General features: G+C 37.0%; 19 protein-coding genes, 1 pseudogene and 2 riboswitches. Of the genes and pseudogenes, 19 read left to right on the top strand and 1 reads right to left on the bottom strand.

Translation table 11 applies throughout. From position 1 onward, the window contains the following. Positions 1 to 78 precede the first annotated feature (78 nt). From treC to L3V42_RS02825, 5 genes are all read left to right on the top strand, one after another. Positions 79 to 1,740 (top strand): alpha,alpha-phosphotrehalase, encoded by a 1,662-nt coding sequence (gene treC, locus L3V42_RS02845; RefSeq protein WP_238471238.1) that lies wholly within the window; start codon positions 79 to 81, stop codon positions 1,738 to 1,740. Between the two features lie 6 nt (positions 1,741 to 1,746). Continuing rightward, positions 1,747 to 2,469, top strand: coding sequence for a trehalose operon repressor (gene treR / locus L3V42_RS02840; protein WP_238471237.1), 723 nt, complete (start codon positions 1,747 to 1,749; stop codon positions 2,467 to 2,469). Positions 2,470 to 2,616: 147 nt separating this feature from the next. After that, positions 2,617 to 3,171 (top strand): maltose acetyltransferase domain-containing protein, encoded by a 555-nt coding sequence (locus L3V42_RS02835; protein ID WP_238471236.1) that lies wholly within the window; start codon positions 2,617 to 2,619, stop codon positions 3,169 to 3,171. Between the two features lie 460 nt (positions 3,172 to 3,631). After that, positions 3,632 to 3,739: riboswitch (SAM riboswitch) on the top strand. A gap of 141 nt (positions 3,740 to 3,880) precedes the next feature. Next, on the top strand, positions 3,881 to 4,369 hold the full coding sequence (locus tag L3V42_RS02830) for an OsmC family protein (RefSeq protein WP_235763233.1): 489 nt from the start codon (positions 3,881 to 3,883) through the stop codon (positions 4,367 to 4,369). Next, on the top strand, positions 4,366 to 5,982 hold the full coding sequence (locus L3V42_RS02825) for a sodium:solute symporter family protein (RefSeq protein WP_235763232.1): 1,617 nt from the start codon (positions 4,366 to 4,368) through the stop codon (positions 5,980 to 5,982). The genes L3V42_RS02830 and L3V42_RS02825 overlap by 4 nt, the downstream gene beginning before the upstream one ends. 137 nt (positions 5,983 to 6,119) lie before the next feature. Here the strand turns inward: L3V42_RS02825 and L3V42_RS02820 are convergent. Continuing rightward, a pseudogene (locus L3V42_RS02820) lies at positions 6,120 to 6,281 on the bottom strand (IS481 family transposase); the annotation flags it as partial. A 288-nt stretch (positions 6,282 to 6,569) separates the two neighbouring features. Further along, positions 6,570 to 6,677, top strand: a riboswitch (SAM riboswitch). A gap of 117 nt (positions 6,678 to 6,794) precedes the next feature. Here L3V42_RS02820 and L3V42_RS02815 point away from each other — a divergent pair. The 14 genes from L3V42_RS02815 (at position 6,795) to L3V42_RS02750 (ending at position 21,687) form a co-directional block, all read left to right on the top strand. After that, positions 6,795 to 7,694 carry a MetQ/NlpA family ABC transporter substrate-binding protein gene (locus L3V42_RS02815; RefSeq protein ID WP_238471234.1) on the top strand — a complete coding sequence of 300 codons (900 nt, stop codon included), beginning with the start codon at positions 6,795 to 6,797 and terminating at the stop codon, positions 7,692 to 7,694. Positions 7,695 to 8,784: 1,090 nt separating this feature from the next. Next, the gene (locus tag L3V42_RS02810; RefSeq protein WP_235763230.1) at positions 8,785 to 9,558 is read left to right on the top strand and encodes a class I fructose-bisphosphate aldolase; all 774 of its coding nucleotides are present in this window, start codon (positions 8,785 to 8,787) and stop codon (positions 9,556 to 9,558) included. 55 nt (positions 9,559 to 9,613) lie between these two features. Further along, entirely contained in the window at positions 9,614 to 10,663 is a 1,050-nt protein-coding gene (locus tag L3V42_RS02805) for a zinc-dependent alcohol dehydrogenase (protein WP_238471233.1), read from the top strand. 191 nt (positions 10,664 to 10,854) lie between these two features. Continuing rightward, a complete protein-coding gene (gene srlA / locus L3V42_RS02800; protein ID WP_235763228.1) occupies positions 10,855 to 11,382 on the top strand; it encodes a PTS glucitol/sorbitol transporter subunit IIC in 528 nt (175 codons plus the stop codon). 15 nt (positions 11,383 to 11,397) lie between these two features. Then, positions 11,398 to 12,399 (top strand): PTS glucitol/sorbitol transporter subunit IIB, encoded by a 1,002-nt coding sequence (gene srlE / locus L3V42_RS02795; RefSeq protein WP_235763227.1) that lies wholly within the window; start codon positions 11,398 to 11,400, stop codon positions 12,397 to 12,399. A 261-nt stretch (positions 12,400 to 12,660) separates the two neighbouring features. Then, positions 12,661 to 13,014, top strand: coding sequence for a PTS glucitol/sorbitol transporter subunit IIA (locus L3V42_RS02790; RefSeq protein ID WP_238471232.1), 354 nt, complete (start codon positions 12,661 to 12,663; stop codon positions 13,012 to 13,014). Positions 13,015 to 13,022: 8 nt separating this feature from the next. Beyond that, positions 13,023 to 13,409 carry a transcriptional regulator GutM gene (locus tag L3V42_RS02785; protein ID WP_235763225.1) on the top strand — a complete coding sequence of 129 codons (387 nt, stop codon included), beginning with the start codon at positions 13,023 to 13,025 and terminating at the stop codon, positions 13,407 to 13,409. A 140-nt stretch (positions 13,410 to 13,549) separates the two neighbouring features. Next, a complete protein-coding gene (locus L3V42_RS02780) occupies positions 13,550 to 14,311 on the top strand; it encodes an aldo/keto reductase (protein WP_439651876.1) in 762 nt (253 codons plus the stop codon). A gap of 356 nt (positions 14,312 to 14,667) precedes the next feature. Then, entirely contained in the window at positions 14,668 to 15,480 is an 813-nt protein-coding gene (locus tag L3V42_RS02775) for a GntR family transcriptional regulator (protein WP_235763224.1), read from the top strand. 270 nt (positions 15,481 to 15,750) lie between these two features. After that, positions 15,751 to 17,172 (top strand): NAD-dependent succinate-semialdehyde dehydrogenase, encoded by a 1,422-nt coding sequence (locus tag L3V42_RS02770; protein WP_238471230.1) that lies wholly within the window; start codon positions 15,751 to 15,753, stop codon positions 17,170 to 17,172. Positions 17,173 to 17,340: 168 nt separating this feature from the next. Further along, entirely contained in the window at positions 17,341 to 18,558 is a 1,218-nt protein-coding gene (locus tag L3V42_RS02765; protein WP_235763222.1) for a CynX/NimT family MFS transporter, read from the top strand. A 12-nt stretch (positions 18,559 to 18,570) separates the two neighbouring features. Then, positions 18,571 to 18,942: an HAD family hydrolase gene (locus L3V42_RS02760; RefSeq protein ID WP_238471229.1), complete on the top strand. Its 372-nt coding sequence runs from the start codon at positions 18,571 to 18,573 to the stop codon at positions 18,940 to 18,942. Between the two features lie 273 nt (positions 18,943 to 19,215). Further along, complete coding sequence (locus L3V42_RS02755; protein ID WP_238471228.1) at positions 19,216 to 20,175, top strand: sugar-binding transcriptional regulator; 960 nt, start codon at positions 19,216 to 19,218, stop codon at positions 20,173 to 20,175. Positions 20,176 to 20,214: 39 nt separating this feature from the next. Continuing rightward, positions 20,215 to 21,687: an NAD-dependent succinate-semialdehyde dehydrogenase gene (locus L3V42_RS02750; protein WP_238471227.1), complete on the top strand. Its 1,473-nt coding sequence runs from the start codon at positions 20,215 to 20,217 to the stop codon at positions 21,685 to 21,687. Positions 21,688 to 21,811: the final 124 nt, after the last annotated feature.

Genomic DNA, 21,811 nt, shown 5'->3' with positions numbered 1-21,811 from the left:
GGTAACAACAGGACTGCTTTTGAGTGGACTTCCTGTTACCGATCATTTATAAATACCAATAGGAGAGGAGCCTTCAACATGAGTGAGGCATGGTGGAAAAAATCCACAGTATATCAAATTTATCCGAAAAGCTTTTATGATACGACAGGGACAGGAACTGGTGATATCCAAGGTATTATTCAGAAGCTGGACTATATTAAAAAACTTGGGGTGGACGTCATTTGGCTGACCCCGGTCTATAAATCCCCTCAAAACGACAACGGCTATGATATTAGTGATTATTATGCGATTGATCCATCCTATGGCACAATGGAAGATTTCGACGAATTACTTTCAGAGACACATCAGCGCGGTATGAAACTGATTATGGACCTCGTTGTGAACCATACTTCGACAGAACATGAGTGGTTCCAGCGGGCGGCTTCATCTAAGGATAATCCGTTCCGTAACTTCTATGTTTGGAAGGACGGAAAAGACGGCGAGATACCGAATAATTGGCAATCCAAATTCGGTGGCTCGACATGGGAATGGGATGAAAAAACAGAGCAATATTATTTGCATTTATTCGACGTGACACAAGCCGATTTAAACTGGGAGAATGAAGCGTTGCGTGAGAAGATTTTTGAAATGATGCGCTTTTGGGCGGAGAAAGGTATTGATGGCTTCCGTCTGGATGTCGTTAACCTTCTTTCCAAAAATCAAGATTTTCCAGATGATGATATCGGTGACGGGCGCAGATTTTACACAGACGGTCCGAGAATTCATGAGTATTTGCAAGCGATGAACCAGAACGTGTTCCAGGAGTACGATATGCTCACTGTTGGAGAGATGTCCTCAACGACCTTGGAAAGCTGTATCCTTTACACGCAGCCGAAACGCGAGGAATTATCGATGACTTTCCAATTCCATCATTTAAAAGTCGATTATCCGAATGGAGAGAAATGGACAAATGCGCCATTCGACTTCTTGGAGTTAAAACAAATACTCTCCGATTGGCAAATTGGCATGCATGAGGGGGGCGGCTGGAATGCTCTGTTCTTATGCAACCATGACCAACCACGTTCCGTTTCTCGTTTCGGGGATGATGGTAAATATCATAAAGAATCCGCTAAAATGCTCGCAACAACCCTGCATATGATGAAAGGTACACCGTATATTTATCAAGGGGAAGAAATCGGTATGACAAACCCCAACTTTTCCACGATTGAGGAATACCGTGATGTTGAGTCATTAAATGCGTATAAAAACTTACAAAAAGAAGGAAAAACCGAAGAAGAAATCATCGGTATCTTACAGAAAAAATCCCGTGATAATGGGCGAACACCAATGCAATGGTCGGCAAAAGACCAGGCCGGCTTTACAACGGGCACGCCTTGGATAGATGTAGCGGCTAACTATCCGGAAATTAATACAGAAAACGCACTAGAAGACCCGGATTCTATTTTTTATCATTATCAGCAGTTAATCGCGTTAAGGAAAAAGTATGACTGTATTACAAATGGAGATTACCAACTTCTTTTGGAAGAAGACCCGCAAATTTTTGCCTTTACAAGAAATTGGAATGGAGAAAGAATCCTTGTCGTCAATAATTTCTACGGGAAAGACGCAACGGTTGATTTGCAGTTAGAAAAGGCACAAGCGGCTCCGGAAATCTTGCTGTCCAACTATGAAGATTCACCGCAAAACCTGGAACAATTACAATTACGCCCATATGAGTCGATTGTTTATTATTGGAAGTGATGCACCTTGCAGAAGAAATATTTAATCATATACAACGATTTAGTTAGGAAAATCCAGGAAAGTGGATGGGCGATTGGGAACCTCTTGCCGTCAGAAAATGAGTTAGCTCGGGAATATGAAGCGTCCCGTGAAACGATTCGCAAGGCACTGGATCTTTTATCACAAAATGGCTATATTCAGAAAATCCAAGGAAAAGGATCGGTTGTTATTGATCGAAACAAGTTATCCTTCCCAGTCTCCGGAATTCAAAGTTATTCCGAACTGGCGGAGAAGTTAAATTTAAACAGCAGAACAATCGTGCACACCCTCAAGCGTCTGAAACCGGAAGACCAAAGGGAAGCGGCTAAATTTTTAAAGACGGACCCGACGGAATCGATTTGGAATGTTATTCGTACCCGGGAAATCGACGGGGAGAAGGTCATCCTTGATAAAGATTATTTCAATGAAACATACGTGCCGATGTTATCTGAGGAGATTTGCGAGACTTCCATCTATAACCATATTGAGAAGGAATTGAATCTGATGATCGGTTTTGCCAAGAAAGAAATTGTCGTTGAAACGCCGACAAAAGAAGACCACGAACTGTTAGACCTAGAAGGTTTCACAAATGTTGTAGTCATCCGAAGTCAGGTCCATTTAGAGGATACGAATCTATTTCAATTCACAGAGTCTAGGCACCGACCAGATAAGTTCCGATTTGTAGATTTTGCAAGAAGGGTAAAGGATTAGGGGGAAGCTTGAAAGAAGCTAGACGTCGTACAATCCTGCCCAATAGCCTGGGAGGTAGGGGGCGGTCTTATTTGAAAAAGCAGCACAACGTTTTTATTCCCCTCGTTGTGCTGCTTTTTAAGTATTACGGGAAAAGGAGTTATGTTAATGAACACAGAAAAAGAGAAAATGCTGGCGGGAGAAATGTATGATCCCGAAGATCCTGAATTAGTGAAAGATCGATTAGAAGCACGCCGCAACGTAAGGATCTATAACGAGACACTGGAAACCGAAATCGAAGAGCGGAAGGAATTATTAAAGGAATTGCTCGGCTCGACAGGCAAAGAAATCTATATGGAGCCCAACATCCGTTTTGATTACGGATATAATACATATGTAGGAGAAAACTTTTACGCAAATTTCGACTGTACGATTTTAGATGTTTGCGAAGTCCGAATTGGGGATAATTGCATGCTGGCCCCCGGCGTACAACTTTATACAGCGACACATCCGATTCAGCCAACGGAGCGAAATTCCGGAATGGAGTACGGAAAGCCGATTACGATCGGCGATAACGTCTGGATCGGTGGACGCTCCATTATCAATCCTGGGGTGACTGTAGGGGACAATGTTGTTATTGCCTCTGGTGCAGTAGTGACGAAGGATGTGCCGGACAATGTCGTTGTAGGAGGAAATCCCGCAAGCATTATCAAGCGAGTTTAAACAGTTGAGGCGCTTGGGGGCTTGTCCTTGCTCGCCCTACACGGCTGTTATTACCCAGTTACTTCCAACACTGAATGAAGTTTCGCATTATAAACGATGAGTCATAAAGGGAGTAAAAAACAAATACATAAGAAAAGGAACAATCGTCCGGATATTGCTTGTAAGAAGTAATCGGTGTTTACCCAGAGCCAAAAGTGAAGTAACCATTTATTTTACGGATATTGACTATATAAAGATATCTGAAGTTTCCTTTCAAAAAATCTTCGAGATTGTTTTATATAACAAGGAAGAGTATTTTTATCAACTGTCTTTTCATAATAAACCGGGTAATATAAAGTATCCTGTAAATTTAGTTTTCATGGGCTTTGCAAGTATATTAATCAAGTTTATAACTCATTAATAATCAAAACCTCTTGACAATTCAAATATCTGTATCTATAATTTATTCTAATTGAATGAAATCTTATCGAGAGAGGTGGAGGGACTGACCCTTTGAAGCCTCAGCAACCAGCAATTTTTTGTATGGTGCTAATTTCAGAAGAATACCTGGGTATTCTAAAGATGAGTTAAGCGTATTGGTATAGGATACATCATTGCCCTTCTCTCATCTTTTGATGGGAGGAGGGCTTTTTATATGGAAGGAGTGGAAAGATTTAACCCTAAAACCAAGTAAAACAATTAGAATAATTATATTTGAGGAGAGATGAATATGTCAGTGGACAAAACAAGTTCAATCAATACGAATCTAAGAAATGTTAAAGCAAGCAGCGAACGAATTGGTGTGTTAAAAAATGTTAATACAGTAAGAAAATTTTCTTTTACAATTGATGAACCGGTTAAATTAGGAGGGACTGATGAAGCGCCTACTCCAATGGAATATATTTTAGGTTCCTTTAACGGCTGTATCTTGATTGTTATCGAAACCATCGCAAAAGAAATTGATTTTGCATTTCATCGATTGAAGTCTGATTCGATTGGGACGATTGATCGTCGCGGAATGAAAGGGATAGATAATGTTAGTCCTCATTTCCAAGAGGTGATTAATACGATTTGGTTTGAAACCGACGAGAGCGAGCATCGAATAGAGGAATTGAAAGAAAAGGTGAAGGATAGATGTCCTGCCTACAATTTATTTAAGGATACAGGAATTCCGATATCATTAAACTGGATTAAGATAAAAGAAGGTGTAACCGAATGACTTCCTATGGTTTATGGTTAATTTTCTTTGCACTTGCTTATACAGCATTTTTATTGATAGCAGGACAAGTTTCCAGGAAAAAAGCTAACGCAACTGGGTATTTTGTTGGTGGGCGTACATTCAATAAGTGGATTGTAGCTTTTTGTATTACCGGGTTATTCTCGGGTTCTGCATTTATTTCTATTGTTGAACTTTCCTATCTTACAGGGATATCGGCAGTTTGGTATGGTGTCGCCGAAACGGTGCAAATATTAATTATTGCTTTTGTCATTATTGGACCATTTCGTGAAAAATTAGTCGTTACGGTATCTGGTTTAATTGGGGAGCGATATGGAAGAGCGGCGCTTGGAATTAGTGGAGCAATTACAGCTTTTGCATTTCCAATGTGGTCTGTCGCAACAGCGATTGCCTTTGCTTCGGCAGTCCACGTCTTTACAGGAATTACCTTATCTTTATCGATTGCATTTACGGCATTCCTTTTGTATCTATATTTGAAAGCTGGGGGGATGTGGTCCATTGCTTTTACGCAAACAATGAATTTCTTTGTTTTCATTATAATGTTCGCAATCGGTATCCTAGCATTCTTCATTAATCCTGGTTTAGATGGTTTGCGCGCTTTTGCGGTAACGAACCCGGAAATGTTTCAGTTGGGTGGAGCTGGAATACAAGTGATTGTGGCATGGTTCGGTACATTTCTCGTCAACGTCATCTTAGCACAGGCGGCTTTTCAAATGGCGTTATCATGTCGTACACCGGAAGAAGGACAAAAAGGATTGAAGATGGCAGCCGTTTTTGGGATTCCTTTTATTTTGCTTGGTGTCCTATTCGGTATTTCCGCAGCAATTGTGATACCGGACACGACCCTCGGGTTAGTAGCATTACCGCAGTATTTGATGCAAGTTCTCCCTGCGCCGCTCGTTGGATTATTTTTCCTTGGAATATGGGCTTGTGCTTTGAGTTGGGGTGCACCATGCCAATTTTCCGGAGCAACGAGCTTAGGGAAAGACGTTGGCCAAGCGATTTATCCGCACGCGACTCCAGAACAATTAGTCAAGTATACGCAGCGATCCTTATTGTTATTAACTGTGTTAATGATTGGATTTGGATTGCTCCGGACGGAACAAGCTGCATGGTGGAATATTTTAGCTTGGACGATGAGGAATTCTGCAACATTTGCACCAGTAGTAGCAGTCTTATTTTGGAGATTAGCAACAAAAGAAGCTGTAATAGGTTCTATGATTCTCGGATTTTTGTCCGGAATCTCATGGTACCATCTAGGCGGCTGGGCACCAAATGAATTTTATTATAATATCCATCCTGTTTGGATTGGAATGTCAGTTAATCTTAGTACATTAACGATTATCACATTATTGCAAAAGGCAAAGACACTTGAAGTGAAATTTACCTCTGTATCGAGGAAAGGGCTTTATGCTTTAATTGCGGGAGCATTCCTTTCAATAGGTCTACTGACGAATTATCAAGCGATTTACGATTATGGCTTACTGGGGATTTTCTTGTTTTCGATTCTTTTATGTTTATTTATCGCGACCATTATATTTATACCGTCGTCAAGAGATGAGTTGGAAGTAGGGAAATTAGCTCGGGCGAAGTAGGTTTAGGATTTGCGTACTTGTTGCTGTTTAAAAGGGGGAAAACAGGTCATTGAATTTTTTCAAGGGCTTGTTTTCTCATTGAATAGATTTCATGACCCCTCGAATCCATTTCTTCGATAATTTAAATGTCATTCTTGTATCGTTTTAGCTGCAACCTTTCGTTCTCCATAATAGGGTACCTGATGTACTGTTCCTTCCAGCTCTTGAAAATACTCTTTTGGTTCTCTTTGCTTATTAAAGAGCGGCGCAATCAAACCATAACGAAATAAAGCAATTTCTTCCCGCGTTTTTTCATCCATTGGATATGCCTCCTTTTTAGTAGAAGGACAACCTAATGAATTTCATAATACATATTTAATGCTGCACCATCACCATATGTAGTTGGTTCGTTCCCAACTACATATGGTGATGAAAAAGCCGACTTTGGTAATGATGAAATTCATTCAACCGGTTATCCATTGCTTTTATTCTACTTTCTACACCAATATCTGCATAGGAAAAAAGTTATGTGGGAACCATATTAATTGACAATTTAACGTTACTTCAGTACTATCATATATAATCTAACTACAAATTGAATAGAAGATCTCTTATCTAGAGTAGCGGAGGGACTGGCCCGATGAAGCTCAGCAACCATTCATGTCACGGCATGAAGAGGTGCTAATTCCTGCAAGTATTTTTTTGCGAGATAAGGGGGAGAATTTACATCTGTTAAGCGAACCTCCTATCTTAGGTGGTTTTTTTATTGGGAAAATTCATTTATTCAATCCACGTAGTTAGGAAACATAGAATAATAGGGGGAAGCAAGTAAAATGAGAAAGTTATTATTGTTATTCATTACAGTGCTTGTCATTGGCGTGCTCGCTGCATGTGGAAGTGAAAGCGGAGAAGATGCAGACGCAGACGTTGGAACAGATGCTACAGCAGAGGTGGAAGCGAGTGAGGAGACAGAAACTGATGAGGAGAGAGAAAATCAATTAAGTGATGAAAAATTAGTAGTGGGCGTAACTTCTGGTCCGCATGAGGAAATCTTTGAAGTGATTCAAGAATTGGCTGCAGAAGATGGATTGGAAATCGAAATTAAAGTATTCACGGATTATATTATTCCAAATACAGCTCTAGCGGAAGGCGACCTAGATGTAAACAGTTACCAGCATCAGCCATTCATGGAGCAATTTAATGAAGACCATGGAACAAATCTAGCGGCAATTGCATCAACTACATTAAGTCCAATCGGTGTCTATTCGGAGGAAGTTACAGATATTAATGATGTTCCGGAAGGCGGAGTCATTGGAATTCCAAATGACCCAACAAACGGTGCACGTGCATTAATTATGTTTGAAGAAGCGGGCTTAATCAAACTTGGAGATGATGTGAACAAAGAGACAGCATCCGTTCTAGACATCGAAGAAAATGAAAGAAATCTTGAGTTTAAAGAGTTAGAAGCAGCACAAATCCCAAATCTTTTATCGGAAGTTGATTTAGGTGTTGTTAATGGTAACTTTGCGGTAGAAAATGGCTTAAATCCAGCGACAGATGCCATTTTTTCCGAATCTAAAGACACCCCATTTGTAAACCAACTCGTTGTTCGAGACGAAAATAAAGATGATCCCGTATTAGAAAAGTTAGTAGAACTATATTACTCGCCAGAAGTAACAGAGTTCGTATTAGACCACTTTGACGGCGTTATTTTACCGAGTTGGGATTATTAATTATTAAAAGCCAATACCAGTAATCTCGTGTGATTATTGGTATTGGCTTTTTATCTATTAAATCTTACACCTCTTATGGGAAGCAGTCCCCCGTTGTGTTAGGATGCAGAGCCCTTGTGAAAAAATTATAGTTAAGCTAGGATGGGTGAACAAGCGTGTTCATTTGTCCTAGCTTATTTGCATCTGATAAGGGTTAGTCTATAGGGCGGGAATCCTGATCCAAGAAGGGGAAAGTGGTTTTAGCTCTACATTATGGCATAAAAGCCTAGAAAGATAGCCGGGCGAATAATCAAGGAGGCTCTATCGGGAATGTCGGTGGACATACACCGGGAAGCTAAGTTGTAGCTGTAACAATGAAAAAAAAGAGGTAGTTGCGCTGCCTGCCGATGTCATTCCTAAATATGATAATTGGAATTATGACTGGCCAGACCCTGCCGGAGCCATATGGAATCTGACGGAATTAGTGTAGGCGCATCAGTTGTTAAGGCGGAAAGCGAATATTGTGGTGCCGGAGTAAGGTTGGGGTGTTTGGGATGTTTTTGAGGATGGGGTTATTGTGTGAGGTGGAGAGGTAATTGAAATGGGAAAAGCTGTTGGGTTGTGCTTCGGAAGTGAGCATAACTTGGCGGCTTTTTTGTTTTAGTAAATGAAATTTTCTTATCATGCTGTTTACTTGCTTAAAACAGAAAACCATCAAGCAACTAGAACACTTGTAGGATAGTACACAGAATTTAGATGATTTTGTTCTTACAATATACCATTCAAGACAAAATGTTTTATTGGTAAATCATTTAATCCTCTTGAATATCCATTTGGTTGAATAATGATGTTCTATTTATAAAGACACACTCTATTATAGATAGAGTTGGATTACGATTAGTTATTCTCATCTACGTTTAAGTCTGTTTTTTGAAATAAACTAAAAACTTTAAATAAATAGTATTGACAAAAAAATGCTTCTCTAGTATTATAACATTAATCCATTATACGTACAAACCGAATTTAGATAATTTAATTAATATATAAAATTAAATTTACAAAGTAGTGGATTGTATCTAGTAAAAAAATAACATAAGGAGTGGGTGACAAAGTGGGAAAATCATTACGACTATCCCGGATTTTTAGGAAAGACACTGGTAACACGCTTGTATTGCCGGTAGATCACGGGATAGGTGGAAGTATGGAGGGTTTAGAAGATCCGGTTAAGACTCTCAGGGAATTGCAAACCCCTGGTGTCGATGCAGTATTATTAAATGACGGAGTTGCCAGGCAAGCCAGTGAAGTATTTCAGGGGAAAGGTGCACCTGGGCGTATGTTGAATGCCGATGTCTTTAGTTATGAAGTAAAAAATGAAAGAATGGAGCATCAATTAACGTTTAGCCCAGAGACAGCAGTTCGAAGGGGATACGATTGTATGAAACTCGTCCTATTTTGGGATCGCCCTGCTGCTGAAAGAATGCGTTCTATTAAATTGATTGCTTCAGTTATCGAAGAGGCCGAAAAATGGGAGATGCCTGTGTTGGTTGAACCACTTACTTCAAAGCCTATAGAAGATCCTGAGGAACGTGCAAATGTTTTAACTGACGCGAATCGGGTCGCCTTTGAATTGGGAGCAGATATCTTGAAAGTAGCTCATCCTGGAGACACGAAGACACTAGAAAGTTGGGTTAAATATTTCAACGTTCCAATTATTTTGCTAGGTGGAAGTAAGAGTGGGTCTACGGAAGACTTAGTTAAAATGGTGGATGAAGCTGTGGATGTAGGGGTGAATGGCGTGGCGATTGGTAGAAATGTGTGGCAACGCCCTCCGGAAGAAGCGAAAGAGTTATTAGAAAGGTTTGCTAATATTATTCATAAACCTTGAGATTAAACACTGTTTGTTATCTTAAGCAAGATATTATTTGGGAGGAACTATAATCATGACAAAAAGAAAATTTGCCGTTTTAACTAGAGTGAAAAATGCAGAAGTACATGAAGGACAAGTTCCGAAAGTTGGTGATAACCAAGTATTAATCAAGCAAGAAACCTGTAATATTTGTACAACAGATTTTGGTCAATGGTTGGGATTAAGAGAACATCAGCCTTATCCAATGGCTGGCGGTCATGAGGGTTCTGGTGTCATAGTTGAGAAAGGGAAGAATGTAAGAAATGAATTAAGTATTGGAGATCATGTTGCGGTTGCTTATGATTACTGTGGAGAGTGTTCTGCTTGTCAAGTAGGAAGGACAAGTGAATGTACGGAAGTATTAAACCCTTTTAAAGACCAAAATAAAGAGGGATATTATGGGCATTTGGGATTTGCAACCTATGATGTTAAAGACGCAAATGCAGTAATTAAAATGAATCCCAAATTACCTTTTAATGAAGCTGGCTTTTTGGAACCGCTTGCAACCGTTGTTGGTGGCTTAAGAAGATTAAGAATTACTGCTATGGAGCGAGTTGTTGTGATTGGCGCTGGAACGATGGGTGTATTGAATGCGCTAACAGCAAAAGCATATGGTGCAGATGTCATCGTTACCGAAATGATGGATAAAAAGATTGAAGCAGCAAGGGCGATGGGGTTAAATGTGATTGATGTAAAAGAACATGACCCAGTAGAGAGGGTGAAAGAGTTAACTGATGGTGAAGGTGCAGATGCTATTATACTTGCGGTTGGAAATACAAAAGCAAATGATCAGGCCCTTGAAATGGTTAAAAATCTAAACGGTAAATTATTATTATTTGCGGCTGGATATCCAGCTCCGAAGTTAAATGTAGACTCAAATTTAGTTCATTACAGAAAGATGGAGCTGATAGGTACATACGGAGCTGATATCCTTGATTTTAATATATCTGCAAGCTTATTAAATGAAGGAAGAGTTAATGTTTCTAAGCTGGTCGAAACGAATATTCTCTTAGAAGATATTCAAAAAGCTTACGAAATTGCTAGTACACAAGGAAGTTACCGTGTTAGTGTGTTGTTACGATAAGAGTCTAAATAGTTATTAAGGAATTGGTTATATTATTATATCTTAGTTAATGGAAGGGGGATTATGTATAAGTCCCCCAATTGCAAGATAGCAAACAACCAAGGAATGTGTTGCCATGCATTTGATTGAAGATATTATATTATCTGGCTTTTGACTATTATTATTGAAAATAATAAAGAGGGGGTCAAAATGTGGCGTTTATCGTTGATTTTGCGGAAACGTTTGTAGGTTTTTTTGAATTTGTAGGGGAGACATTTGTAGGCATGTTTACAGGTATAGTTCCTATCCTTATAGGAATGTTAACATTGATTCAATTCTTGGTAAATATTGTAGGTGAGGGTCGAATCGAAAAAATGGGTCAATTTTTAGCTAAAAACCCTATATTAAAGTATTCTATATTCCCTGTATTCGCTCAGTTCTTCCTTGGAAGTCCAGCTAGTGGTACTTTAGGTAGATTTCTACCAGAAAGATCAAAGCCAGGAATGTTAGAAGCATTATTCAGAATCGGACATCCATTAACAAGCTTATTCCCCCACGCAAATCCGGCAGAATTGTTTGTTTGGCTAGGAGTGGCCCAAGGTATTGAACAACTTGGTTTGCCTGTTGGTGCATTAGCTATCCGCTATATTATTACCGGTATAGTTGTAGGCCTCATAAGTGCAATTATTTTAGAAATAGTATTTACTATTATTGCGAAAAGGAACAATTATCAAGTTTAATAGGGGGGGTAAATCATGAATAAAATGGTTAAGGTTGAAAAAGGAAGTAGCGGTTGGGGAGGACCACTGTTTTTAAAGTGTGAGGGTAAAAAAAATAAGGTTTTATCAATGACAGGCGGCGGAGTTCATGAATTAGCTATCTATATTGCAGATACTATAGGTGCAGAAGTAGTAAATGGCTTTAAAGAAGTACCGAATGATGAGGAGATTGTTTGTGCAATTATTAACTGTGGTGGCACATTAAGATGTGGCATTTATCCACAGAAAGGCATAGATACAATTAATTTATATTCGATTGGTCCTTCTGGCCCGTTGGCCGATCATATAGTAAAAGATTTATATGTATCTGGCGTTAAAAAAGAAAATATTAAAATCGTTAAAGAAGCAGACCCAGTAGATGTTGAAATTAGAACTGTGGAGGAAACGGCATCTGAAATAGAGCTTGAAAAAATGGATGAAAAACAGGAGGAAGAAAAAGGTAATTCCGTATTTAATCTATTATCAAAAATCGGGTCATCTGTAGGCTCGATAGTTTCTATGTTTTTAGATGCTGGTAGAAAGACTGTTGATCTTTTATTAAAAACAATTATACCCTTTATGGCGTTTGTCAGTATTTTAGTCGCTGCAGTACAGTATACTGGTGTTGGGGAATGGATTGCAAATGCTCTAACTCCCCTTGGATCATCACTTTGGGGATTATTAATTATCTCGATTATCTGTAGCTTTCCGTTTTTATCTCCTGTGCTAGGTCCAGGAGCAGCTGTTGCCCAAGTCGTAGGTGTCCTAGTAGGAACTCAAATTGCAGCGGGATCAATTCCACCAGAGTTTGCCTTGCCAGCTTTATTTGCTATTAACGCCCAAGTAGGTGGGGATTTTTTTCCAGTTGGTATGTCTATAATGCAAGCGAAACCAAAAACTATTCAATATGGGACACCGGCGTTTCTAATTGCTAGACAAATTTCAGCCCCTCTAGCGGTAGTAATTGCTTATCTATTCAGTATTGGTCTCTATTCTTAATAAATATAAAACTATCAAACTTTATAATTTCAAAATAGATATGCGTACTGAAAGGTTGCTAGGAGAAGAGAGCGAGGTTTAATCTATCGATAAATTCCGTTATGAAAAATAACGTAGACATCGCCCGATGTATTCTCAGCTCTCTATATTTTTAATTCTGTTAAAACTAGGTAATATAATTTATGAGCGAAACAATAAGTGTAAAAAGAAATAAAATAAATATATATTATTAATAAAGGTTGAAATTTAGGAGGTTTAAGAGTGAAATATAACGTGGAAATTATTGAAATCGGCGCTAATGTAGATGAGATGTTACAGGCTGGTTTATTGATTTTATTTAATCAAAGCGCACCACAAGATTTAAGAGCTTATTGTGTAATCACCGAAGAAAACCAAGAAGAAGGACTAATTGAGGTGGGAGATAGTGTGAAGATTATTGATCAAATTTATACTATTACAGCTGTTGGAGCAGTAGTTAGTGAAAATCTTTATTCACTTGGTCATGTTTCATTGTGTTTTGATAATGCTAAAGAGGCGAAATTGCCAGGACATATCCATTTAACCCCAAGTTTTAAAAGTGACTTATCACAGCCTGGAAATATTACAATAAAATAGGTGAAGATATGAAAATTCTATTTTTATTTTTTATTATTCTGGTTATTATTCAATGGTATTTTAAAACAAAACAAACAAAAGAATTTCTTGGACATTACAATAATTTTTTACAAAATGGAAATGTATTAGTGGAGAGAAGTAAAGGTGTGTTTTCTGGTGCTATTATTCTAATTCAATTAGATGAAGAAGCAAATATTAAAGGTTGTCTTTTATTGACAGGTGCAACTTTTTTTTCGTCATGGTGCAGGTGTGAGGAATTAATTAGTAAGAATTTGCTGCATTTAGAACTAGAAGACTTTGATAATTATAAAAAGCCTGTAAGAAAAGTAATTGCTAAAGCTATACAAAGTTATCAAATTGACAGCGGAGTCGAACTAAATAGCAAAATGGTTTAATAATTTATTAAGAAGATGGTATTTATATTTTATTTTTATGGTAGTGAGGACTAATTCGATCGGAGGTATTTTATAGAATGACGTTAAAATGATTAAGAAATGGTGTTCTCATGCCACGTGTAGGACTAGGAGTTTTTAAAATGTCCGAACCAAAAGTTACTGTAAATGCTGTATTAGAAGCATTAAGGGCAGGTTATCGGGCAATAGATACAGCGAGCTATTATAAAAATGAAAAAGAAGTGGGGGAAGCAATTCGGTTATCGGAGGTTCCTAGAGAAGAGCTGTTTATTACTACTAAAGTATGGAATGATGAGCAAGGTTATGATGAAACGTTACGTGCATTTGAAAAGTCTCTTCGGACTCTTGGTCTTGACTATATTGATTTATATTTAATACACTGGCCACTTCCGGATATATTTGTCGATACTTATCGAGCGATTGAAAGATTATATGAAGAGAAGCTAATTCGTGTGCCGGGAGTATCTAATCACCATGAAAAGCACCTTTTGCAACTTGAAAATAAAGTGAATACTCATCCGATGATTAACCAAGTAGAATGTCATCCCTACCTACAACAAAGGGATTTGAAAGAATTTTGCGAGGAAAGACAAATCGCTGTAACAGCATGGTCTCCTCTGGTTAAAGGCAATATATTACAAGATGAACTCGTTAAAAGCCTTGCACAAAAACATGCAAAGACACCAGCTCAGATCATTTTAAGGTGGCATTTAGAACGGAATACAATTGTTATTCCGAAATCAGTTACCGCATCAAGGATAAAAGAAAACTTTGATTTATTTAATTTTAGGCTTGAGGAAAAAGACATGGAAAAAATGTCGAAGCTTGATTGCAATGGCCGACTTGGGATTGATCCAGAAACAGAAGATTTTAGGTTTCTCTAGAATGAAATGGTTACAAAATCTTTTTTCTGATTGAATACGGAGTTATAGTGATCATTAATGCGCTACCAATATAGTCATCAAAATTTTTATTTTCCTTTGATTATTTAGTCATTGTAATGAATATGTTGATCTGAATAATTAGCCTCTATATTCAAATGAATCAAAAATGCTTCGACAGTAGACTTTAGTGTCTGATTATTATCGAAATAAATGAAATAGAAATTTGACTTTGATAAAAATTATTTAACAAAAGATTATGAGGGAGGGTGTTTAACGTATTTATATTTAGTTAGCTTCTTTTGTCTTAAATTGAATATTTAAAAATAGTAATTATTTTGGAAAGGGAAATAAAATTAATGATTAATAACATTGGAAAAAGTAATTATTCAGAGGACCGCAAAGAATTACCAGAAGCAGTAAGAACGGCTGTTAAAAATATTGATCGTAATAATCCGTTACCTTTATACCAACAATTATTTGATGCTCTATATAAAGTAATTATTGATAAAAATCTAGAGCAGGGAAGCTTTTTCGCCACTGAAAGTTTACTGTTAAGAGAAACGCAAATGAGTCGTTCTACGATTCGTAAAGCATTAGAAGAGTTAGTTAGACAAAAATATTTGATAAGAATTACGGGAAAAGGAACATTTGTATCTATAGATGTTCCTAAGGTGGCTATTGATTTACCGAGATTAAAAAGTATGAGTCAAGAATTAACTGAAAAGGGGATGGAACCTGGAAGCATAATATTACAAGCTAAAAAAATAAAACCACATCAAGAAATAGCTGAAAAACTACATCTAAACCCATCTGATGATGTTCTTTTTATAGAACGGATACGAACTGGTAATAAAATACCCATTCTTTATATAAGGGGCTATATACCGTTTAATATAGTAGAACATACCGATTTAAACAATATACCTAATTCTTTATATCAATTGATAAAAGATTGTGGGAGAACAGTTCATAGTGCTATACACGTTATTAATGCATCAATTATGCCAACAAAAGTCGCCAAACTTTTAGGAGTGGAAAAATCAACTGCTGGATTAGCGATAGAGAGAACTACTTTTGATACACAACAAGTTCCAGTAATCTATGAGGAAGGTATTTTCCGAAGTGATCTATTTAATTATACATTGAAAATGCAAGATATTACTTTGTAATGCTTAATAAACCATAAGGAATGTGACCTTTTCTTATTTATCAAAGAATGCTGATCGGCAAAGGCTTTAGTATGTGAAAATCACTCCAATTTATAGAATTTTTTAATTCAGGTAATCTTATTAGCGCTATCTGAAATTTAATAATAGTAGACGTGTTTATCCATATAATCATATTTACTATTATCAGAAGTAGAGCAGTTGTAAAGCAGATTATCTTTATTGATTTAAAAGTGAATACATAGAGATAACAAATATATGAGGAGGAATAAAATGGCTTATATAAATGGAAGATGGATTGAAACAGCATCCCAACTCGAGGTGATAAACCCAGCAACTAATGAAATCATTGGAAAGGTGCCAGTCGTTGGAAAAACAGAGACTATCGAAGCAATAGAAAGTGCAAAAGAGGCATTCAAGAGTTGGAAAAAAACCACTTTCCCAGAAAGGGTGTATTACCTTGAAAAGGTAGTAACATTATTAAGAGAACAGCATGAAGAAATAGCTCAATTAATTACTAAGGAAAATGGAAAACCTATAGGAGATTCAAGAGATGAAGTCGAAAGTGGGATAGCATACATTGAATGGTATGCGGAAGAAGCAAAAAGAATTTATGGAGACGTTCTTCCCGCTTCTAGTCAGAATAAACATCTGATAGTAAAGAGGCAACCTATAGGAGTGTGCGCTGCTATTACACCATGGAATTTTCCTTTTTCAATGATTACTAGAAAAATTGCACCGGCTTTAGCAACTGGGTGTACAGTGGTACTAAAACCTGCATCGGCGACCCCATTATCGGCTGTTAAGGTATTTGAATGTTTCGATAAGGCGGGTCTGCCAGAAGGGGTGATTAATCTAGTTATTGGAAGTGCCCAGGAGATAGGTAATGAAATGACAAAGAGCGAGGATGTTCGTAAGATTAGCTTCACCGGCTCTACTGCCGTAGGAAAGTTACTATTCAGAGATTCTGCTGACACAGTAAAAGCAATTTCTATGGAACTTGGAGGACATGCCCCATTCATTGTATTTGATGACTCTGATGTAAATATAGCGGTGGAAGGGATATTAAATACAAAATTCGGCAATTCTGGGCAAACGTGTGTAAGTACAAATAGAATTTATGTACAATCGGGCATTGCCGAAAAGTTTACAAAAGCTTTAACTAAAAAAGTTTCAAAACTTAAGGTTGGAAATGGATTAGATGAAGATGTAGACGTTGGCCCTATTATTGACCAAAAGTCATTTGATAAAATAATGGAGCAAATAGAAGATGTTCGAGATAAAAAAGGTAAGATTATATGTGGAGGAGAGCAATATGCTAATAACACTGGGGGCAAATTTATTCAGCCTACGATTATTACTGAGGCGAATGAAAAAATGCTAATAGCGACTGAGGAAACATTTGGGCCTGTTGTTCCAATATTCACTTTTGAAACTGAAGAGGAAATTATAGAGAAAGCTAATCACAAACATTATGGATTAGCAGGGTATTGTTATACAAGTGATCTGGGAAGGGCTTTTAGAGTATCGGAAGAACTTGAATATGGAATGATTGGAGTAAATGATTCTTCTCCATTCGTTATTCAAGCGCCATTTGGAGGTATCAAGGAAAGTGGTCTTGGTCAAGAAGGTGGAAAGTATGGTCTAGAAGGGTACTTAATTACAAAATATATATCATTTAATGCGAATTATTAGTACTCAGAATAAAATACTTTTTTATTATAGGGGTTGCATGGAAATCGCATAGCAACCCTTATACTTATGCTGAACAAAATACTGTAAGTTTGACAAGTTTATCGTAAGCACTATTTATATTGTTGTTAAATCTTAACAATTACTATCTTAATCAGGGGGACACTTTATTTGGATGAGCATTTAGCACAAAGAAATACAAGCGGAGATACTAGAGCTCAAATAATATTAATAGTAGGAGTCATTTTATTAGCGATCAATTTAAGACCAGCACTTACTGCTGTGGGACCTGTTATTGGTATTATTAGAAATGAAATAGGCTTTTCTAACTGGAGTATAGCTATGTTAACTAGCCTACCGTTAGTGGTTTTCGCTATCATGTCGACAGTTACGCCCCAACTCGCGCGAAAATTTAAGAATGAAAGAATAATAATGTTTGGTTTAATTTCTTTAACGATTGGTATAATTCTTCGATCTACATCAACAGTAATACTTTTACTTTTTGGAACATTATTCATTGGTGTTGGAATAGCTATTTGTAATGTCCTTATACCAGGAATAATAAAACAGGAATTCCCAACAAAATTAATGTTAATGACAGGAGTTTATTCAACTGTTATGGGGATTTCTGCAACAAGTGCATCTGCTCTAAGCGTTCCTATTGCTGAAAGTTTAGGGCTAGGTTGGAGAATTTCCCTCCTAATATGGGTAATACCCGCAATTATTGCACTAATATACTTGAGTTTTATTATTATATCGAAATCTAAGCAGTCTATTAAGAATCAATCAGTTTCTGAAAAGGCCACTAATATTTGGAAATCCCCCCTTGCCTGGAAAATTGCCTTTTTTATGGGATGTCATTCTCTATTATTTTATATTATCATTTCCTGGCTACCAGAAATATTTATCAGTTTTGGATTAGATAAAACAACTTCCGGATTTTTATTATCTTACTTACAGTTAATAGGGATACCTGCTAGTTTGCTAATACCATTAATTGCAAATAAGTTAAAGAGCCAAGCTTGGTTAGTAGTTATTTTAAATGCTTTTTTAATTTTAGGATTACTACTGCTATTGGCATATAACGGTAAAGTTGTATACTTTATTTCATCCGCTCTGATCGGTTTTTCAATAAATGGTAACTTTACATTAGCTTTATTATTCCTATCTATTCGGTCAAGAGACTCTAACCAGGCTACTTCTTTGTCTGGAATGGCACAAACTATTGGTTATACTTTAGCGGCATTTGGTCCAATGATTATAGGACTGATACACGACATTACTTTTGAATGGAAAATACCTTTATTAATTCTTATTTTTTTAGGATTATGTAGTTCATTATTAGGCCTAAAAGTTGGGCAAAATAGATATGTATTTAATCAAGATTAGAGGGAAACTTAGATGTCTATCAAATTAGTTGTATTTGATATGGATGGCTTACTCTTGAATGATAATTATTCCGTTACTGCTTATACAAAAAGTGTCATGCAAAAATTAATAAATAAAGATGTGGAAATCGTGTTATGTACTGGTAGGTCAATATCATATTGTTATCAGTATATTGAAGAACTGAATTTAAACTCTTATATCGTTGTGGCTAATGCTGCGCAAATTTGGTACGTAAGTAAAAAGCTATTAGATCAATACTTAATGGTTACTTATCTAATTGAATCTATTTGGGATCACGGGCATGTAAACAACTTTTTTATGATGTTAGCTTCGGCTAATCTGAAACAAATTAACTTTAGTAAAGCCCAATTTTTAGTAGGTTAGTTTAATTGATGAAGATAATAATACATTGATCGGTAAGGCTGTTTTTTTTTTCTAACAAACAGTTTTATCGATTTTTTTATTTTAATTTTAACCCTGTAATGCCCCTGTTATCTTGTACAGCTGAAAATAAAGGGTGAATATAGCTGGGGAAATTTTATGCTTTTTTGATAAAAGGTCATAATAGTGAAGAAAAACAATATACTCTAATAACCTACAATTTTAATTTTGGGGGTTAAAACTTTTGTAGTATAAAACAAATGGAGGATTGGAACTTTGAAGTTAGAAAATGACCTAATTAAACAAGATGAGTTACAGTTAATGATCAAAATAGCACATTTACATTATCAAGAAGGCTGGCTTCAACGTCATATTAGTAATGAATTAGGATTAAGTGCTGCAAAAGTGAGCACCTTACTGAACAAAGCTTTAGAAAAGGGTTTTGTAGAAATTAGAATTCGCGATCCATTTGCTCCGCTAAGTGAACTTGAGGAGAGGATAAGAACAGAATACGGATTAACTTTCGTCAAGGTTGTTCCAGGCCCATTTCCGTCTAACATTGCTTTGAAGTCAAAATTAGGGTTGCATGCTGCTCTATTTTTACAAAAAATAGTTAGGAAAGAAAATATCGTCGGAATTACTGGTGGCAGTACAATTAATGGCATGGTCACAGCTGATGTATTTAACACGCATATTCCTGTTATGGTTGTCCCTATCAATGGTGGTGTAAGTCAATCGGATTACCACTATACCGGAAATACCCATGCAGAAAAATTAGCAAAACAACTAGGAGGCTCTTACCTACAAGTCCCTTTTCCTACTTTTGTTAGTTCGCCAGATACCAAATCAGCAGTTATGAAAGATAAAAGTGCAGAGGTACTGCTAAAGCAAGCTGGAAAAGCAGATATTATGGTGCTTGGTATAGGTACAGTGTGTACATCTTTATTGACTTTACCACATATTTCAAGAGAAAAAGAAATAAAGAAGTTGAAAGATAAAGGGGTAGTTGCCGAAGTTGGCGGACATTTTTTAGATAAGGATGGAGAGTTCGTGCAAACGGATTTTATGGAGAGATTAATAGGTATTGAATTTGAAAAAATAAAGCAAGCACCCATGGTAATGGCTATTGCAGGTGGGATAAAGAAATCAAATGCTATACACTCAGCTTTATTATCTGAAGTGATTAATGCGTTAATTATCGATGAACCAACTGCTAATAGACTTATCAATAGCTAATCAAAAATAATTGAAAAGAAAAAAATGGGGGTTTTTAATATGAAAGTAGAAAATGCTTTAAAAGAATTATCGCTTATTAATTTAGATGACTTAAGATGCTTTATTAATGGAGAGTGGAAGAAAGCTGAGGATTGTTCAACGATTGAAATTATAAACCCATCTAATGAAGAAGTATTGGCAAAAGTTCCAAATGCAAGTCGTTCAGACGCAAACGAAGCGATTGAAGCAGCCGCTAACGCCTTTCCAAAATGGTCAGGATTAACAGCAAATGAACGTGGAAGTTTTTTATTGAAACTGCGGGATCTTTTACTCAAATATGAACAGGAATTAGCATCCATTATAAGCTTGGAAATGGGCAAAGTAAAAGGCCAGGCGCTGGGTGAAGTTCAACAGGCATCAAGTTTCCTTACTTGGTATGCTGAAGAAGGCCGACGTATTTATGGTGAAACAATCCCAGCATCTAGCTCGAACAAACGTCTTTTTGTAATTAAGCAACCTATTGGAGTTGTGGCCGCTATTACACCGTGGAACTTTCCGCTTTCCATGTTAACAAGAAAGCTAGCCCCTGCTTTGGCGGCTGGTTGTGCAACAATCTTAAAACCAGCGGAACAAGGATCCTTAACGGCATTAGCCTTTGCTAAATTAGTAGAATTGGCGAAGTTCCCACAAGGTGTCATTAACATTGTAACTGGTATGCCCGAGTCATTTTCAGATGAAATTTTTGAAAACCCGATTGTTAAAAAGGTTTCATTTACTGGTTCAACTCGTGTGGGAAGGATTCTAGTTAAGAAATCTGCGCAGCAATTGAAAAAGTTATCACTTGAGCTGGGAGGGCATGCGCCATTTATTGTTTTTGAGGATGCAGATATTCAGAAAGCAGTCGAAGGAGCAATTAAGAGTAAATATCGCAATGTAGGTCAAACCTGTATTTGTGCTAATCGTATTTATGTACATGAAAAAGTAAAGCAAGAGTTCACAGAATTATTTGTGTCTCGGATTAAACAGTTAAGCATAGGAAGTGGTCTAGATGAGGGTATAGAAATTGGTCCACTTGTGAATGAAAGCGCTTTAAATAAAGTCAGTAGTCACGTTAAAGATTCTGTTGAAAAGGGTGCCACTATTATACAAGGTGGAGAACGTTGTTTTAAAAGGAAAGGCTACTACTTTGAGCCAACAGTTTTGACTGGTGTAACAAACGATATGCTAATTATGTCTGAAGAGACTTTCGGTCCTGTTGCACCAATCATTCATTTTAACAATATAGAGGATGTGATAGCTGAAGCTAATAATACTGACTATGGCCTAGCTGCCTACGTCTATACCTCAAATATGGAGAAAGCTGTTCGAACAGCAGAGGCATTACAATTTGGGATCATTGGTTTAAATGATTCTTCCCCCGCCGTAGCACAAGCGCCCTTTGGTGGGATAAAACAGAGTGGTTTTGGTAGGGAAGGTGGACATCAGGGAATTGCGAATTTTCTCGAGGAGAAGTTTATTTCTTTAAAAGTTTAATGAATTTCATAATACGTACTTAATGCTTCACCATCACCATATGTAGTTGAGTTGGTTCGTTCCCAACTACATATGGTGATGGGAAAGCCGACTTTGGTAATTATGAAATTCATTCAGTTTAGAA

Origin of the sequence: Oceanobacillus alkalisoli (genome assembly GCF_022213125.1) — a bacterium.
Classification (GTDB): Bacteria; Bacillota; Bacilli; order Bacillales; family Amphibacillaceae; genus Oceanobacillus; species Oceanobacillus alkalisoli.
The sequence above is the reverse complement of the archived record's forward strand: the minus strand, read 5'-3'. Positions and strand labels throughout refer to the sequence as shown.

Coding starts and splice junctions, on each gene's coding strand:
- treC (WP_238471238.1), top strand. CDS start 79: ATGAGTGAGGCATGGTGGAAAAAATCCACAGTATATCAAATTTATCCG.
- L3V42_RS02835 (WP_238471236.1), top strand. CDS start 2,617: ATGAACACAGAAAAAGAGAAAATGCTGGCGGGAGAAATGTATGATCCC.
- L3V42_RS02830 (WP_235763233.1), top strand. CDS start 3,881: ATGTCAGTGGACAAAACAAGTTCAATCAATACGAATCTAAGAAATGTT.
- L3V42_RS02825 (WP_235763232.1), top strand. CDS start 4,366: ATGACTTCCTATGGTTTATGGTTAATTTTCTTTGCACTTGCTTATACA.
- L3V42_RS02815 (WP_238471234.1), top strand. CDS start 6,795: ATGAGAAAGTTATTATTGTTATTCATTACAGTGCTTGTCATTGGCGTG.
- L3V42_RS02805 (WP_238471233.1), top strand. CDS start 9,614: ATGACAAAAAGAAAATTTGCCGTTTTAACTAGAGTGAAAAATGCAGAA.
- srlE (WP_235763227.1), top strand. CDS start 11,398: ATGAATAAAATGGTTAAGGTTGAAAAAGGAAGTAGCGGTTGGGGAGGA.
- L3V42_RS02785 (WP_235763225.1), top strand. CDS start 13,023: ATGAAAATTCTATTTTTATTTTTTATTATTCTGGTTATTATTCAATGG.
- L3V42_RS02780 (WP_439651876.1), top strand. CDS start 13,550: ATGTCCGAACCAAAAGTTACTGTAAATGCTGTATTAGAAGCATTAAGG.
- L3V42_RS02775 (WP_235763224.1), top strand. CDS start 14,668: ATGATTAATAACATTGGAAAAAGTAATTATTCAGAGGACCGCAAAGAA.
- L3V42_RS02770 (WP_238471230.1), top strand. CDS start 15,751: ATGGCTTATATAAATGGAAGATGGATTGAAACAGCATCCCAACTCGAG.
- L3V42_RS02760 (WP_238471229.1), top strand. CDS start 18,571: ATGTCTATCAAATTAGTTGTATTTGATATGGATGGCTTACTCTTGAAT.
- L3V42_RS02750 (WP_238471227.1), top strand. CDS start 20,215: ATGAAAGTAGAAAATGCTTTAAAAGAATTATCGCTTATTAATTTAGAT.